Genomic DNA, 14,758 nt, shown 5'->3' with positions numbered 1-14,758 from the left:
GAGGCCGAGCAGACGTTGGTGTGGCTGTTGTGCCCGTCGATCCCCCAGGCGTGGAAGACCCGCTGGAGGTAGATCAGCTCGTGGCCCGGCCGGCCCAGGTGGTACATGACCTCTCGCTGTCTCCCCTCGACCAGGGCCTTCCGGATCCGGCCGCCGATGTCGTCGAGGACCTGATCCCAGGTCACCAGCTCCCACTTGCCCTCGCCGCGCTTCCCCACGCGTCTCAGCGGGTAGAGGATCCGCTCCGGATCCTTCACCTGGTTCAGCGTGGCCGGGCCCTTGGCGCAGTTTCGGCCGCGGCTTCCGGGATGCGCGGGGTTCCCCTCGAACTTCTGGATCCTGAGGGTCTGCTTGTCCACATAGGAGAGGAGGCCGCAGGCCGCCTCGCAGTTGAAGCAGATGGTCGGGATGATCCAGTAGTTCCGCTTGACCTTTCGGGGCCAGGCGACGGGATCGTACTCCTCCCAATCGTCCCAGCGCTCAGCGGGCGGGAACGAGGCGAGGCCTCGGGACGGCGGCGGAAGCTCCTTCGCCACGGGATGAAGCGGTTCGTGAAGGACTGCCATCGAAGTTCGCCTCAACTTAACGGAATCGACTGACCCGCCCTGACCCAGAGGAGCTCGTAGAGCCAGTGCCCTGCCAGGGCAAGGAGTGAGGCGACCACAAGGCTCGGCGTGCCGCCAAGGAGCAGGAGCATGGGGAGGCCGATGCCGGCCAGCACGACTCCGCCACAGAAGGGACCGCTCAGCCCGCCCCGCGTCAGGAGATCCGCCGCGCGCGCGACATCCTGGTTCGGGTGGGAGCCGAACAACTCCGCGAACAGGACCAGGGCCTCGGCGGCAAGGGCGGCGGCAAGCACCTTCTTGAGCAGACCGATGACGGCGGCACCCGAGCCCAGGGCCAGGCCCGCCAGAATCAGGCTCGCCGCTCCGGCGAGCACAGCGCCGACGAGGAGATGCCACAGGAGGAGGGGGCTCTGCCAGAAGTCCCGCCCTTCGGCCTGGCCGAAGAGGAAGGCGCTGTAGCCGGCGGCGGCGACGGCGAGCAGGATCGCGGGCCACGCGAGGACCCTGAGGAGCCGCGCATGAACTGCCAGGCCGCCGACCAACCAGAGGCCGGTGACCGCGCCGAAGGCGATCAGGATCCAGGCCCCCCACACCAGCCACGATTGCCAGTTGGGTTTTAACAGGATAAAGTGGAAGCGATCCGGGCGCTTCAGGTCGAAGATCAGCAGCCCCGTGGTGAGGGCGAGGAAGACGAGCGCGAGAAACGGCGCGACAACGCCCGCCAGGAGCCCGCCTTCGCTCCAGCCTGCCGCGACGCCAAGGGCCGGGAGCAGCAGGGCTCCAGCCGCGACCGCCTTTGTCCAGAGGTAGGTTGCGACCTTCCATCCCCAGGGTCGCTCCACGTGGTCGACGTCATACACGGTCCGCGCCAGCGTCTGGAGGTCCTTCAGCGTCGACGTGTCCGGAGGGGCAGGCTTCGGGGCCCCTCGGTCCGTCCCGGTCTGGGCGAAGAGGTAGCTCTCGCCCCGCTCGAGCGCCTGCGGTGTGAGGGCCGCTGCGTCGGCGCCGAGGTAGAAGACCTTGGGGCGCGTCCCCTGCTCGGGCTTTCGGACCTGGACCTGCTCGGTGGCGACGAGCCTGGCGATCCGGCTCGCCGGATCGTCGAGATCACCGGCGACGATCGCCTGCACGGGGCAGACGATGACGCAGGCGGGCTCGAGCCCGACCTCGACGCGATGGGCGCAGTAGTGGCACTTCGCCGCGGTCTGGGTCGCCGGATCGATGTAGAGCGCGTCGTAGGGACAGGCCTGCATGCAGGACTTGCAGCCGATGCAGCGCGTCCCGTCGAAGTCTACGATGCCGTCGGATCGCCGGAAGAGCGCGACGGTCGGGCAGATCGTCACGCAGGGGGCGTTGTCGCAGTGGTTGCACCGGAGGACCGAGAAGTAGCGGCGGGTGTTGGGGAAGGTCCCCCGCTCGATGTACTTCACCCAGGTCCGATAGACGCCGAGCGGGACCTGGTTCTCCTCCTTGCAGGCCACGCTGCAGGCGTGGCAGCCGATGCAGCAAGTGTGATCGATGACGAAGCCGTAGCGCATGAGGCCCCTGGCGCTAGCCGCGACGGTACTCGCGGTCAGCCTGCCAGGCGCGCTTCAGGGTGTCGCCCCTGAGGCCGCAGCGGAGGGCCTCGAGCGCCAGGACGTCTTCGGGCGGAATGTTGCCGAGGTTCACGTTGGGGCCGAACTTGAGGATCAGGTACTTCTGCTGGTTGCCGAGGGGCGCCTCCCACAGGAGCCGGGACGGGTCCTTGACGCCGCGCAGGAACGCCTCGATCTCGGACTCCTTGGGGAGTCCCGAGGCGTCGTAGATGCCGACGCCCTTGCCGGCCTCCCGAGCCTCCATGATCACCATGAAGGCGCCGAGGGAGAGATCGTGCATCACCTGGTCGGCGAGCACCGACATCGGGAGCGCGTCGTTCGGGTCCTTCTTGCCGACCTCGGTCAGGACCCTGAATCCGGCCTTCACGGCCTGCTCGATCACGCTCCTCCGGGTCTTCAGGTCCATCTCGATCGTCCCGTCCGAGATCTCGATCGCGTTGAAACCGAGGGCTTGGGCCCGCTCGAGATAGCGGTCGTAGCTCCGCTGCCAGACCGCCACCTCCTGAAACGTGCCACCGGGCATCACGTCGCAGCCGGCCGACGCGATCCGTTTCACTTTCTCCTTCAGGAGATCGTACGGGACGAAGGCCGAGGTGCCGAAGGTCAGCTTGATGACGTCGATGGCGGCGGCGGCCGAGCCCAGGAGGTCGTCGATCTGGTTCAGGCCGAGCCCCTTGTCGATCACCATGGTCCAGCCCACGGTCCGGGGCTTCTGGGTCCGCTCAGCAACCGGAATCCGGATCACGCCCTCCCACGCCTTCCGCTCAGCCATCGAGAAGTCCCTCCATGCAGTTCCGCGCGCCGCACAGCGTCGTCCGCGCCATCCTGATCTCGGCGGTCGCGACGAGCCGCTCCATGGCCTCGAAGCGCTCGCGCGAGAGCCCGGGAGTGTCCAGCGACGTGAGGGGCAAGCAGTCGTAAAGGAGCACGCTCCCGCCGTGCTTCTCCGTCGCGTTGTCGAAGAGGAGCTTGACGAGCTTTTCACGCTTCTCGATCGGCGACACGATGGCGCGCTCGCGTCCCGACTCGACCTTGGGGCTCACGATCCTGAGCGGCGGGCTCGTGAGCGTGTCGGTGGAGGTCTGGACATGCCCCAGGTCGAGGGCGATCTTGTGGGCCCACGGGTCCTTGACCTCGGGGAAGCGGATGCCGAGCCGTGCGGCGACGCCGGGGAAGTCGTAGAGGAGCGTCCCGATCCTCACGTTGTCGAAGAGCGATCCCTTGAACCACTCGCACCCGCGCTCGGACACCCTGAGGTGAGTCATCTCGGTGGAGAAGATCCTCCAGCCGCGCTCGAGGCCGGCCAGGAGAAAGACCGTCTTGCCGGCGCCCGCGCCGCCGGGGATCAGCCAGAGCTCGCCCGTCTTCTCGTCCGCCATCGCCGAGGCGTGGAAGGACCAGATCCGGTGTTGCTCCTCGAGGATCCGGATCGTGTAGCGGAAGAGAAAGCCCAGGTTGCCGAAGAGCGTGTAGCGGCGGTCCGAGGCCCTGGCTTCCAGCGCACTCCAGTCGCCGACGGCGAGCGCCCGGCTTCGCCCCAGGGTGATCTCGGGTGCGGTGCCCGGCACGTCAACGACGTCGATCTGGGCGTCCAGGTCCTCCGCCCAGGGGATCTCCTCCACCTTGTGGTAGTCGGTCAGGAGCGACTGCATCACGCGGTCCGAGAAGTACTCCGACCGGGTCACCAGCTCCTTGTTGTTCGAGACCAGGCCCATCCGGGCCTCGCAGATCTTGATCCCCCGCCTGAACACGTCCATGGCTACACAGTAACCCGCCGCAGAGAGATGCGCCGGGGATGCCCTCCGGAGCGAATCCGAGGAGCCGTAGCGGGCCGCGAAGCGCAGGACGCCGGAGCGCTCCGAGCGGGCCAACGCAGTTGGGCCGCGAGGACTACCCCCCGCCTCGGGGGGATGGGGGGGCCAGCGGAGGCGTCCGAGCGAGCGCAGCCCATCGAGGCGACGAGGTCTGAGCGGAGGAGGGCGCCCCGGCGCATGTCTACTTGATGCCGAGCTTCGCGTAGATGTCGGCGAGGCGCCGCTGCGCCTCCCCGAGAACCTCGGCGTAGAGGTTTCCGCCGTGGGCGTCCATGGCGACCGTGAGCGGCCCGAGCCCCCGCACCCGGAACTTCCAGAGGCACTCGGGCATCAGGTCCTCCCACCAGACGGCCTCGATGGCCTCGATCTGGGTCGTCTCCAGGGCGGCCGCCCCGCCGGTGATCGCCAGATACGCGCCCCCAAGACGCTCGAAGTGCTTCAGGCTCTCGCCGGAGAGCCCGCCCTTGCCGATGATGGCGCGGATGCCGTAGCGCTCGAGGAGGGGGCCGGTGAAGCGGTCCATCCTCATGCTCGTCGTCGTGCCCACCGAGAGCGGCTCGTACCGCTCCCCGATCTTCTTCACGTTCGGGGCGGTGTGGAGACAGACCGCGCCGCGGAGGTCGACGGGTGGCGCCTGGCCGTGGTCGAAGATGCGGATCAGCGTGGCGTCACGGACGCCGAAGACGATCCCGTCGAGGGTGAGGCAGTCGCCGGTGCGCAGGCTCCGCACCTGGGGCTCGCTGAGCGGCGTGGTCAAGCTGTGCTCGGCCATGCTCACCAGCCATGCTCGACGCGGCCGTCGGGGTAGATGCAAGCCATGGCGCGCTCGCCGCGCCAGCACTGGAGCGTCACCGCGACAGGGTTCTGCGTGATGTGGGTGTGCGCGTACTCGATCTGGACAGCGAGTGCGGTGGTATCTCCACCCAGGCCCATGGGGCCGATGCCGGTCGAGTTGATGGCCTCCAGAAGCTCGGCCTCCAGCGCCGCAATGGCCGGGTCCGGGTGAGCCGAGCCGATCGGCCGCCAGATCGCCTCCTTGGCGAGCTTCATCGCCAGGTCCGACGTCCCCCCGAGCCCGATGCCGACGAGCGTCGGCGGGCACGGCTTCCCTCCGGCCTCCAGGACACACTGGAGCACGAATTTCTTGATCCCCGCGAGCCCATCCGCCGGCGAGAGCATCTTGAGGAAGGACATGTTCTCGGAGCCCGAGCCCTTCGGCATCATCTTCAGCTCCAGGTATCCAGAGTCCTCCAGGAACTCCACCTCGATGGCGGGGATCCGCTCCCCGGTATTGGTCTGAGGGTTCGAACGATCAATCGGGTGGCAAACGGACGAGCGGAGCGGGTGCTCGAGCGTGGCCTGCTTCACGCCCTCAACGATGGCAGCCATGAGCGCCGGGCCGTCGTACTCCAGGCCACGCCCGATCCGAAGCTTGTAGACCGGAGTGCCGGTGTCCTGGCAGACCAGGAGCCCACGGCTCTCCGCGACCTCCAGGTTCTTGAGCATGACGCCGAGGATCTCGCGTGCTCGCGGATGGCTCTCACGCTCAAGCGCGCGCGCCAGGGCCGCCTTGACATCGGGCGGGAGGACCTTCAGCGCCCGGATGTAGAGCCCCTTGGCAGTCTCCACCACCAACTTCGGATCGATGGCTGGCATGCCTTGATTCTACTGGTTTACCTGTCAGAAGACCACGCGCCTGGGCTCGAATGGGGCGGGGCTCTGGGCGCGACAGGCGGGACAGGTCATGCAAGACCCCCCGGGGTTCAGTGCTTCTCGGCCTTCTCCTTCTCCGCCTTGGCCGCGGCGATGACCTTCTCGGCGAGGAAGGCGGGGACCTCCTCGTAGTGGGAGAACTCCATGGAGTAGGCGCCGCGACCGCCGGTCATGGAGCGGAGGGCGGGCTCGAAGTTGAGCATCTCGGCCATCGGGGCCTGCGCCTTGACCGCGGAGGTTTCCCCGGCGGGGTCCATCCCCACGATGCGGCCGCGCCGGCCGTTCAGATCGCCGATCACGTCGCCGGCCTGATCGGTCGGAACGGTGACCTCGACGTTCATGATCGGCTCCAGGATGATCGGGGTGGCTTCCTGGATGCCCTTCTGGAGCGCGAGCGAGCCGGCGATCTGGAAGGCCATGTCGGAGGAGTCCACCTCGTGGTAGGTGCCGTCGTAGAGGGTGACCTGCACGTCCACGACCGGGTAGCCCGAGATCACGCCCCGCTTCATCGCGTCGCGCACGCCCTTCTCGACGGCGGGGATGTAGTTCCGCGGCACCGCCCCGCCGAAGATGTCGTCCACGAACTCGAAGCCCGCACCCCGCTGAAGCGGCTCGAGCTTGAGCCACACGTCGCCGTACTGGCCGCGGCCCCCGGTCTGCTTCTTGTACTTCCCCTGCACCTCCGCGCGCCCCTTGATCGTCTCCTTGTACGGGATCCGGGGCGGGAGCAGGTTCACGTCCACGTTGAACTTGCGCTTCATCCGCTCCACGATCACCTCCACGTGGAGCTGCCCCACGCCCGAGACCAGGAGCTGCTTGGTCTCCGCGTCGTAGTGGGAGCGGACGGTGGGGTCCTCCTCGGCAATGCGCGCCAGCGCGTTCGAGATCTTATCCTCGTCGCCCCGGGTCTTAGGCTGGATCGCGTAGGAGATCGCGGGCTCCGGGAAGGCGATCCGCTGGAGCAGGAACGGGTTGGCTTCCTCGGTGAGCGTGTCGCCGGTCAGGGTCTCCTTCAGCTTGGCGACGACGCCGATCTCTCCCGGGCCGAGCGCCTCCACGCCCTTCTGGGCTTTCCCTTGCATCCAGGCCACCTGGCCGAGCCGCTCCCGGACTTCCTTGGAGGCGTTGAAGAGCTGGGAGTCGGACTTCAGGGTCCCCGAGTAGACGCGGAAGAGCGAGAGCTTGCCGACATGGGGATCGCTCAAGGTCTTGAAGACCAGCGCCGAGACCGGCGTCTTGGGATCGGACCGGCGGGTTCCGGCCTGCTTGGTCTTGAGCTCGTTGCCTTCGACCTCACCCCGGTCCGCCGGCGACGGGACCGATTCGACGATCAGGTCCAGGAGCGGGTGGATGCCGATGTTCTTGGTGGCGGCGGCCGCCAGCACCGGGATGACTTTACCCTCCGCGATCCCCCTGCGAAGCGCCTTGAGCATCTCGGCCTCGGCGAGCGCCCCCTCCTCCAGGTACTTGGCCAGCAGCTCGTCGTCGCTCTCCGCCACGGCCTCGACGAGCTTCTCCCGGTAGTCCTTGACCTGGGCCGCGAGGTCAGCGGGGATCTCGGCGTCCCGGGGCCTCAGGTCCGCGTAGAGGACCGCCTTCTGCTTCACCAGGTCCACGACTCCCTGGAAGCCACCCTCGGCGCCGACCGGGAGCTGGAGCGGCGTGAGGCGGCCCTTGAGGCGTTTCCCGAGGGACTCGAGCGTCCGCCAGAAGTCGGCGCGCTCCCGGTCCAGGCGGTTCACCACCACGAGACGCGGGAGGTTGTACTCGCTGGCGAACTTCCAGACCTTCTCGGTCTGCACCTGGACGCCGGCCACCGCGTCCACCACCACGATGGCGGCTTCCACCACCCGGAGCCCGGCCCGCGCGTCCGAGATGAAGTCGCCGTACCCGGGCATGTCCACCAGGTTCAGCCGGTGACCCTGCCAATCGCAGTACGCGACGGCGGTGTTGAGGGAGATCTTCCGCTTGACCTCGTCGGGGTCGAAGTCGGTGGTCGTCGTGCCGTCGTCCACCCGGCCCAGACGGTTCACGGATCCGGTTGAGAACAGGATCGCCTCGACCAGCGATGTCTTGCCGACCCCGCCGTGGCCGACGAAGCCGACGTTCCGGATCCTGGCGGTCTCAAGCGCCATGGTCACCCCCTCAGCGCGACGGCAGAAATGCTACCACAATGCTTTCCGGCTCGCCAGGATGTGCAGGCATCGCGCGGCACCCCACATCGAGGCCTCCAGGTCCGCCAAGATTATGACGTCATAAACGCCCTTTTGGTCCACCGGAATCTTCAAGGCTTGAGCGATTCCGCACGTGCAGGCTTTGGCTGTCGGCGGAGACTGCCTAGGTTGTCGGCGCGGTTTTCGTGCTTGTAGTGGTTGTCAATCCAGGTCGGGATCTGGCGCGCCATCAGGAAGACCAATACGGCCAATTGAAGCACCAGCACCAGCGGGAGGGTGATCGCCGGGTAATCTAGAAACCACGTTCGCAACCGGTCGGAATGACGAAAGCCAAAGTCGAGGGCCACACTGGTCAAGAAGGCCAGCAAATACCCAGCCGCGAAGAACGTGATGAAGACATAGCGACCCATCGACCGTTCTAGCCACGCGACTGCGCGGTCAACGCGTCGTCTTAGCTGCCCCGCCGGCGTCAAGTTCCGGGCGAACAGCAAGACCTGCTCATTCCGGCGCACCGTTAAACGGTCGATGCGAACCCGCTTGTACCTGTACCCAGCAGCGGCCGCTAGCTCCGCCACATCCTCCCGCAGCCGAGTATCCACACCCCAACCGACAATCTCGCCCACATCAACCGTCGCCTCCTTTCTCACTTCATCGACGACCGCTGCTGCTCCATAGACGGCGTTCAGATTGCGCCGGTTGGGTTCCACCGCATCTCTCAATGCCAGCCAGTACGCCCGCCTCCCCGGGCGCGCAACTTCATACACGCGCGCATAGTGGAACTCATTCAAATCGCGCGGCTCTCGCACCCGCTCGCCTCCTTCCACAATGTGAAACAGGTAATCGGTAACCAGCAACGCATCCATCAACGGCTGATCGTGAACCCGTTCCGGAATGTCCTGCGGTGTGTGAAGTTTGCCGCCAAACACTAGTGGGGAGGCTTTACCCGGCTGCATAGCCACCAGCGCCGAAGCCGGGATCTGCCGCGCCGCCCGATAATGCCCGCCGGTAAGCCGCGCCCACTCCCGACGCAGCCCTTGCGTTGCGCGTGCCCATAGGCCGTTGTTCACCTCCAAGAACGACAGATGGTCGGTGGTTCCCCCCGCGAGATAGTTGTTGTACTTGATTCCGTGCAGGTGTGCGCCTTCCTCCAGCACGTCCGTGAACGCATCGTAGTCGCCAAAGGGAACCAATGCGCGGATAAAGTCGGCTCCCAGCGTGCTGCGGGGAATGAACAGTCGCCCTTCGCCCACGGAGTCGATGGAAACCACCGCGCGAATGCGTTCCAGTTCCTCCGATGAGAGCGCTCGCACATACTCGCGCGAGCCCGCCACCCCGAACCGGTAGCTGGCCAGCGGACACAGGGCCAGCGCGAGTCCCAGTAGCCAAAAACTTTGCTGCTGCAGCGCCTGGACGCCGACGTTCAGTCCCAGCGCCACCAAGAGCTGTGAAAGCAAGCCTATCAACCCACATTCCTCCGAGCCCGCCAGGAAGTAGACGTGGGTGAGTCCTGGACGTTGCGAGTCCCGCAGGTCGGCCAGCAGGTATTGCTTGAGGATTTCTTCCCCGGTGGTGTTGTCATCGGCTCCGGGTCCGCGCCAGGTATCATAATGAGCCACGAGGAGAAAAATATCTGGGCTCTCTCCCGGCACGGTGAAAATGAAGTTCCACCGCGTGGTGCGAACAGCCCAGCGCGAGAGTTTTTCACGCTCGATCACCACACAAGGCGCATCTCGCCGTGTTCGCGCCTGCTGCCAGTCATCCGCGAGCGTTTCCGCCGTGGAGCGGCCCGAGCCTTTCGACCGCGGTTCTCGTCGAACTTCGTAGGTTCGCCCTGAGAACTCGTGTCGCAACCGGACAATGAATTCTTCCACGAGACGCTCATTGGCCCGGTTGTAGCTCTCACCGGGCGAGCGGTTCGAGCACGCGCGCCGTATGTTCTCCTGAATTTCTGCCACACGTAACTCTACTCGCGCCCAACGCGCGTGGATGGCTGCGAGGGCGTTTGGCACTTCGCTGGACCTGCGATTTTCTTCGCTTCTCACCTGACACTCTCCGCACTTTGAGGCCACTGCCCGGGGCCGCCCCGCAGCGAATACGCGGCGGCCGCTCAGATCGTGCCCCTCCCGGCGTCAGGAGCCTGACCCGATGCTAGAGCGCGGATGAAGCCTCGGTCATGGGTGCCGCTGGGTCGGGCTCGCGGAACGAGGCCGTCGGGAGCGGGCGGACGCGGGTATCGGCGGAAAGCGGGGAAGAAACCGGACCGACCTTCGGGGCGGGAGAGCCTGACCCCTCCCCGATCAACCGGGTTCGAGGGCGGCCACCGTGGAGGGCAGCACGTGACCGGCCTGCCGGGCGATTTCCTCCAACTCGCGCGGGAGCCCGAACCGGACATTCTCGTCCACCACGTGGACCTCCCGGACCTCCGCGGCTCCGGTCCGACGAAGCGCTTGCACCGCCTCGTGGACCAGGAACTCGGGGGTGGAGGCCCCCGCGGTGATCCCCACGCGCGCAGCGCCCTCGAGCCACTCGGCCTTGATCTCGCGGATGTCGTTGATCAGGTACGCCCGCGTCCCCACCGCCTCTGACACCTCCCGCAGGCGGTTCGCGTTCGAGCTGTTGGCGGCGCCGATGACCAGCACCACGTCCACCTCGCCCGCCACGGTCTTGATCGACGCCTGCCGGTTCTGGGTCGCGTAGCAGATGTCGTCCTTCGAGGGCCCCACGATCCGCGGGAAGCGCCGGCGCAGCGCCTCGATCACATCGCGGGTGTCGTCCACGGAGAGCGTCGTCTGCGTGATGTAGGCGACCTTCTCGGGGTCGGAGACCTCGAGCTTCTGGACCTCTTCGGGGGACGAAACCACCACGATCCGCTCGGGCGCCTCGCCGGTGGTCCCGATCACCTCGTCGTGGTCCTCGTGCCCGACCAGGATGATCGTGTACCCCTCGCGGGCGTAGCGGACCGCCTCCAGGTGCACCTTGGTCACCAGCGGGCAGGTGGCGTCGATGACCCTGAGGCCGCGACGCCGCGCCTCCTCGCGGACGGCTGGCGAGACGCCGTGAGCGCTGAAGATCACGGTGGCGCCGTCGGGAACCTCGTCCAGTTCGTCGACGAAGATGGCCCCCTTGGCCCGCAGCGCCTCCACCACGTGACGGTTGTGGACGATCTCCCTCCGCACGTAGACCGGAGGCGAGCAGACCTGGAGCGCCAGCTCGACGATGTCGATGGCCCGATCGACCCCCGCGCAGAAGCCACGGGGTCCCGCGAGAACGATCTCCCTGAGCCCGGTGGTCACGGCCATGTCACGGCCGCCAGTATAGCCGACGCTCCCGGCGCGTTCAACACCGGTTTCCCGCGAGCTGGCCGAAGCTCCGTGACCTCAGCGGAAGAAGACCGACACGCCCAGAACGCCGAGGTCGGAGTTGAAGCCCCGGTTGGGGCTTTCGGCGTTACCGTTGGAGACGTGCTGGAGCCGGTAGCCCGCCGTCAGCGCGACCCGCTCGTCGACGAAATACGCGAGCCCGAGGCCGGCCTCGAGGAAGAACGCGTGGTTTGACCTAGCCTCGGCGACGTTGAGGCTCGTGCCCCCGACCCCCGCCAGCAGCTCCAGGTACGGGAAGATCGGCGACACGCCGAGAAAGTGATAGCGAAAGGCCAGCTTGAGGCCCTCGGCCGTGGCCTCCTGGGACGGGTAGTAGTGGAAGAACCCCTCGACCCCGGTCTCGAGCGATCCGCGCCAGAGCCCCTGGCCCAGCGGGTCCAGCGGGAGCAGGGAGAGCCGGACGCCTCCGCTCGCCTGCGGGATCAGCGTGATCCGCTCGTGCCCCTCGATGTTGTTGCTGATCCCGCCGTCGACCTGGGGCGTGAGCACGATGGTCCCCCGCTTGAACTCGTCCGCTGGATCGTAGCCCGGCGCGGCGCCTGCCACTCCGAAGACCAGCGCCGCCGCGACCAGGACGGTCGCAGACCTCATCGGTCCTCCCCCTCGGTATTCGGCCGGATCAACACCTTCAACGCCTCGCCCCGCGCCATCAGCTCGAGGGCCTCGGGCACCTGAGCCAGCGCCATCCGGTGGGTGATGAGAACGTCGGGCACCACCTCCTGGGACTCCAGGCACCGGACTGCGGCCCGGATCAGGCCGGGGGTGTGGTGGAACGCCCCGACCAGCGTCAGCTCGTCATAGTGCGCTCGTCGCGTGTCGAGCCGCACCAGTGTGCCCGGCGCGCAGCCGCCGAAGAATACCACGGTGCCGCCCCTGGCCACGCTCTGAATCGCCTGCTCCCACACCTCGGGCCGCCCCGTCGCGTCCACCGCCACATCGACTCCGCGGCCGCCGGTGAGTGCCCGAAGCTGAGCGACCGGGTCTCCGGCCGTCGCGTCGAGACACTCGGCCAGACCGAGCGCCCGGACGCGCTCGAGACGCAAGCCAGTCTTCCCCACGAGGAGGACCCGCGCCTTCCGGGCGCCCGCGACCATGGCGAGGAGACAGCCGAGCGGGCCGTGGCCGAAGACCGCCACCGTCTGCCCCCGCTCGACGCGCCCGCGCTCGATCCCGTGGAGGGCGCAGGCCAGGGGCTCGGCAAACGCGGCGCGCCCCGCCGGCACGGCCCCGCCGAGCACCACCAGGTTCTTGGCCGTGAGCCGCGGCGGGAGCGCGATGTACTCCCCGTAGGCCCCGTTGACGAAGAGGAGATCCTGGCAGAGGTTCGGGCGCTCCGCGCGACAGAGCGGGCACTCCCCGCACGGCGCCGAGTTGGCCGCCACGACCCGGTCTCCTTCGCGCACGGCGGTCACGCCGCGGCCGACCGCCGTGACGGTGCCGGCGAGCTCGTGGCCGAACACGGTCGGGACGCGCGGGATCATCACGGGATGCCCGCGGCGGAAGGTCTTGACGTCGGTCCCGCAGGTGAGCGCGGCCTCGATCTTGACCAGCGCCTCACCCTCGCCGGGCGTGGGCACGGGCAGCTCCTCGTAGCGGAGCTCGCCGGGGCCGTGGAAGACGACGGCCTTCACGCGGCCTTCCCCAGCCGCGCGCGCGCCCAGCACGAGAGCGCGATGACCAGTTTGCGCGAGACCGGCACCGCAACCCGCTCGCCGAAGACCTGGAACCGGCGCCTCTCGATGGCCTGGAGGAGCGCGAAGTAGATCCGTCCCATGATCTCGGCGGCCACCAGGCGCCGGGCGTCTCGGGCCGGGAGGGCGGCCCACGCGCGCGCGTAGAACTCGCGCGCCCGTCGGGCCTCGAACCCCATCAGCTCCACGAAGGCCGGGGTGTAGCGGCCCCGCCTCAGGTCTTCGGAGCTCACGCCGAACCGACGGAGGTCCTCCCGCGGGAGATAGATCCGCCCCCGCTCGGCGTCGGCGTGAACGTCGCGCAGGATGTTCGTGAGCTGCAGCGCCACGCCAAGGTTGACGGCGTACTCGTGGCACCGGGGGTCGCTGTAGCCGAAGATCTCGATGCAGCAGAGGCCGACCGCCCCCGCCACCCGGTAGCAGTACGGGTAGAGCTCCCCGAACGTCTCGTAGCGGAAATGGTCGAGGTCCATCTCGACGCCGTCCACAATGGCTTCCAGGGCGGTCCGCGGAATCGGAAAGCGCCTAGCCACCTGACCGAGGCGCTGCGCGACGGGATGCTCTGCCTTGCCCTCGAAGCAGCGCGCGAGCTCCTGGCGCCATCGGGCCAGTTCCCGGCGCTGCACCTCCGGGATGCCGCCGAGGTCCACCACGTCGTCGACGATCCGACAGAACGCGTAGACGGCGTAGAGAGCCTCGCGCTGCGGGCGCGGGAGGAACAGGAACGCATAGTAGAAGTTCGAGCGGCTCTTCTTGGTCAGCGAGGAGCAAAGCTCGGCCGTGTTCATGTCCGGCCCCTCCCCGCGGCCGGGGGACGCGGGGCATACCCGTGAGCGACGAACCACTCTACCGCGTCGCCGAGGGCCTGCTCCACGGGAGTCCGGGGAAGCCCCAGCTCCCGCACCGCTTTGTCCGCGCTGAAGTACATGTGCTTCTTCGCCATCTTCACGGCGGTCAACGAGGCGCGCGGCGGCACGCCCGTCACGCGGGCGACGCCTTCCATGACCAGCGCGCCGAACCAGGCCACGGGGTACGGCACGCGGAAGCGAGGCGCGGGAATGCCTGTGATCCGACTCAGCCGCTGGAAGATCTCCGCCAGCGAACAGTTCTCGCGGCCCAGGATGTACTTCTCCCCGACCCGCCCCTTTTCGGCGGCCAGGATGTGCCCCCTGGCCACGTCCCGGACGTGGACGAGGTTCAGCCCCGTGTCGAGCGTCGCGAACATCCGGCCCCCCAGGAAGTCCACGATCATCTGGCCTGTCGGCGTCGGCTTCACGTCCCAGGGGCCGATGGGGGCCGACGGGTTGACGATGACCACCGCGAGCCCCCTGGCGACGAACTCGTCGGCGACCCGTTCGGCGAGGAACTTGGAACGCTTGTAGGGGCCGACCATCTCGTCGAGCGTGACCGGCGTGCTCTCAGTGCCTGGCCGACCGTCTTCCGGGATCCCGAGCACCCCGACCGTCGAGGTATACACCACTCGCTCCACGTCGGCCCGGAGCGCGGCCTCGAGGACGTTGCGCGTCCCCTCGACGTTGGTCCGGTAGAGGGCCTCCGGATCCCGGGCCCAGAGACGATAGTCCGCGGCCACGTGGAACACCACCCGACAGCCCTGGACCGCGCGACGCAGCGAGTCGGGCTCGAGCAGGTCCCCGGGGATCACTTCAACCGGGCAGCCCGCCAACGCCCGCCTGTCGCTCCGGGGACGGGCGAGAACGCGCACCGAGTAGCCCTCGGCAAGAAGCTCGCGGACCAGGTTCGCGCCTACAAAGCCCGTGCCGCCGGTCACGAGAACGTCCATCGCCGGCCCTCCAGCGCTAGT

At 67.8% G+C, this 14,758-nt stretch carries 13 protein-coding genes; all 13 read right to left on the bottom strand.

Going from position 1 to position 14,758, the window contains the following annotated elements; all coding sequences use genetic code 11:
• A partial coding sequence (locus tag HY726_16085; protein MBI4610518.1) for a molybdopterin-dependent oxidoreductase occupies window positions 1–566 on the bottom strand: 566 nt, incomplete at its 3' end.
• 11 nt (window positions 567–577) lie between these two features.
• A complete protein-coding gene (nrfD, locus tag HY726_16080) occupies window positions 578–2,104 on the bottom strand; it encodes a polysulfide reductase NrfD (protein ID MBI4610517.1) in 1,527 nt (508 codons plus the stop codon).
• A 13-nt stretch (window positions 2,105–2,117) separates the two neighbouring features.
• A complete protein-coding gene (locus HY726_16075; GenBank protein ID MBI4610516.1) occupies window positions 2,118–2,936 on the bottom strand; it encodes a phosphosulfolactate synthase in 819 nt (272 codons plus the stop codon).
• A complete protein-coding gene (locus tag HY726_16070) occupies window positions 2,929–3,921 on the bottom strand; it encodes a hypothetical protein (GenBank protein ID MBI4610515.1) in 993 nt (330 codons plus the stop codon). The genes HY726_16075 and HY726_16070 overlap by 8 nt, the downstream gene beginning before the upstream one ends.
• Window positions 3,922–4,159: 238 nt before the next feature.
• Window positions 4,160–4,750, bottom strand: coding sequence for a fumarate hydratase C-terminal domain-containing protein (locus HY726_16065; GenBank protein MBI4610514.1), 591 nt, complete (start codon window positions 4,748–4,750; stop codon window positions 4,160–4,162).
• Between the two features lie 2 nt (window positions 4,751–4,752).
• Entirely contained in the window at window positions 4,753–5,634 is an 882-nt protein-coding gene (locus HY726_16060) for a fumarate hydratase (GenBank protein ID MBI4610513.1), read from the bottom strand.
• A gap of 107 nt (window positions 5,635–5,741) precedes the next feature.
• Window positions 5,742–7,826, bottom strand: coding sequence for an elongation factor G (fusA, locus tag HY726_16055; GenBank protein ID MBI4610512.1), 2,085 nt, complete (start codon window positions 7,824–7,826; stop codon window positions 5,742–5,744).
• 149 nt (window positions 7,827–7,975) lie between these two features.
• Entirely contained in the window at window positions 7,976–9,820 is a 1,845-nt protein-coding gene (locus HY726_16050) for a M28 family peptidase (protein MBI4610511.1), read from the bottom strand.
• Window positions 9,821–10,162: 342 nt separating this feature from the next.
• Window positions 10,163–11,164: a 4-hydroxy-3-methylbut-2-enyl diphosphate reductase gene (gene ispH / locus HY726_16045; protein ID MBI4610510.1), complete on the bottom strand. Its 1,002-nt coding sequence runs from the start codon at window positions 11,162–11,164 to the stop codon at window positions 10,163–10,165.
• A 78-nt stretch (window positions 11,165–11,242) separates the two neighbouring features.
• Complete coding sequence (locus HY726_16040) at window positions 11,243–11,836, bottom strand: acyloxyacyl hydrolase (protein MBI4610509.1); 594 nt, start codon at window positions 11,834–11,836, stop codon at window positions 11,243–11,245.
• Complete coding sequence (locus HY726_16035; protein MBI4610508.1) at window positions 11,833–12,876, bottom strand: alcohol dehydrogenase catalytic domain-containing protein; 1,044 nt, start codon at window positions 12,874–12,876, stop codon at window positions 11,833–11,835. The genes HY726_16040 and HY726_16035 overlap by 4 nt, the downstream gene beginning before the upstream one ends.
• Complete coding sequence (hpnD, locus tag HY726_16030; protein MBI4610507.1) at window positions 12,873–13,724, bottom strand: presqualene diphosphate synthase HpnD; 852 nt, start codon at window positions 13,722–13,724, stop codon at window positions 12,873–12,875. Before hpnD ends, HY726_16035 begins: the two co-directional genes overlap by 4 nt.
• On the bottom strand, window positions 13,721–14,737 hold the full coding sequence (locus tag HY726_16025) for an NAD-dependent epimerase/dehydratase family protein (GenBank protein MBI4610506.1): 1,017 nt from the start codon (window positions 14,735–14,737) through the stop codon (window positions 13,721–13,723). The genes hpnD and HY726_16025 overlap by 4 nt, the downstream gene beginning before the upstream one ends.
• Between the last annotated feature and the right edge of the window lie 21 nt (window positions 14,738–14,758).

The sequence above is a fragment of the Candidatus Rokuibacteriota bacterium genome (assembly GCA_016209385.1).
Classification (GTDB): domain Bacteria; phylum Methylomirabilota; class Methylomirabilia; order Rokubacteriales; family CSP1-6; genus JACQWB01.
The sequence above is the reverse complement of the archived record's forward strand: the minus strand, read 5'-3'. Positions and strand labels throughout refer to the sequence as shown.

Coding starts and splice junctions, on each gene's coding strand:
- nrfD (MBI4610517.1), bottom strand. CDS start 2,104: ATGCGCTACGGCTTCGTCATCGATCACACTTGCTGCATCGGCTGCCAC.
- HY726_16075 (MBI4610516.1), bottom strand. CDS start 2,936: ATGGCTGAGCGGAAGGCGTGGGAGGGCGTGATCCGGATTCCGGTTGCT.
- HY726_16070 (MBI4610515.1), bottom strand. CDS start 3,921: ATGGACGTGTTCAGGCGGGGGATCAAGATCTGCGAGGCCCGGATGGGC.
- HY726_16065 (MBI4610514.1), bottom strand. CDS start 4,750: ATGGCCGAGCACAGCTTGACCACGCCGCTCAGCGAGCCCCAGGTGCGG.
- HY726_16060 (MBI4610513.1), bottom strand. CDS start 5,634: ATGCCAGCCATCGATCCGAAGTTGGTGGTGGAGACTGCCAAGGGGCTC.
- fusA (MBI4610512.1), bottom strand. CDS start 7,826: ATGGCGCTTGAGACCGCCAGGATCCGGAACGTCGGCTTCGTCGGCCAC.
- ispH (MBI4610510.1), bottom strand. CDS start 11,164: ATGGCCGTGACCACCGGGCTCAGGGAGATCGTTCTCGCGGGACCCCGT.
- HY726_16040 (MBI4610509.1), bottom strand. CDS start 11,836: ATGAGGTCTGCGACCGTCCTGGTCGCGGCGGCGCTGGTCTTCGGAGTG.
- hpnD (MBI4610507.1), bottom strand. CDS start 13,724: ATGAACACGGCCGAGCTTTGCTCCTCGCTGACCAAGAAGAGCCGCTCG.
- HY726_16025 (MBI4610506.1), bottom strand. CDS start 14,737: ATGGACGTTCTCGTGACCGGCGGCACGGGCTTTGTAGGCGCGAACCTG.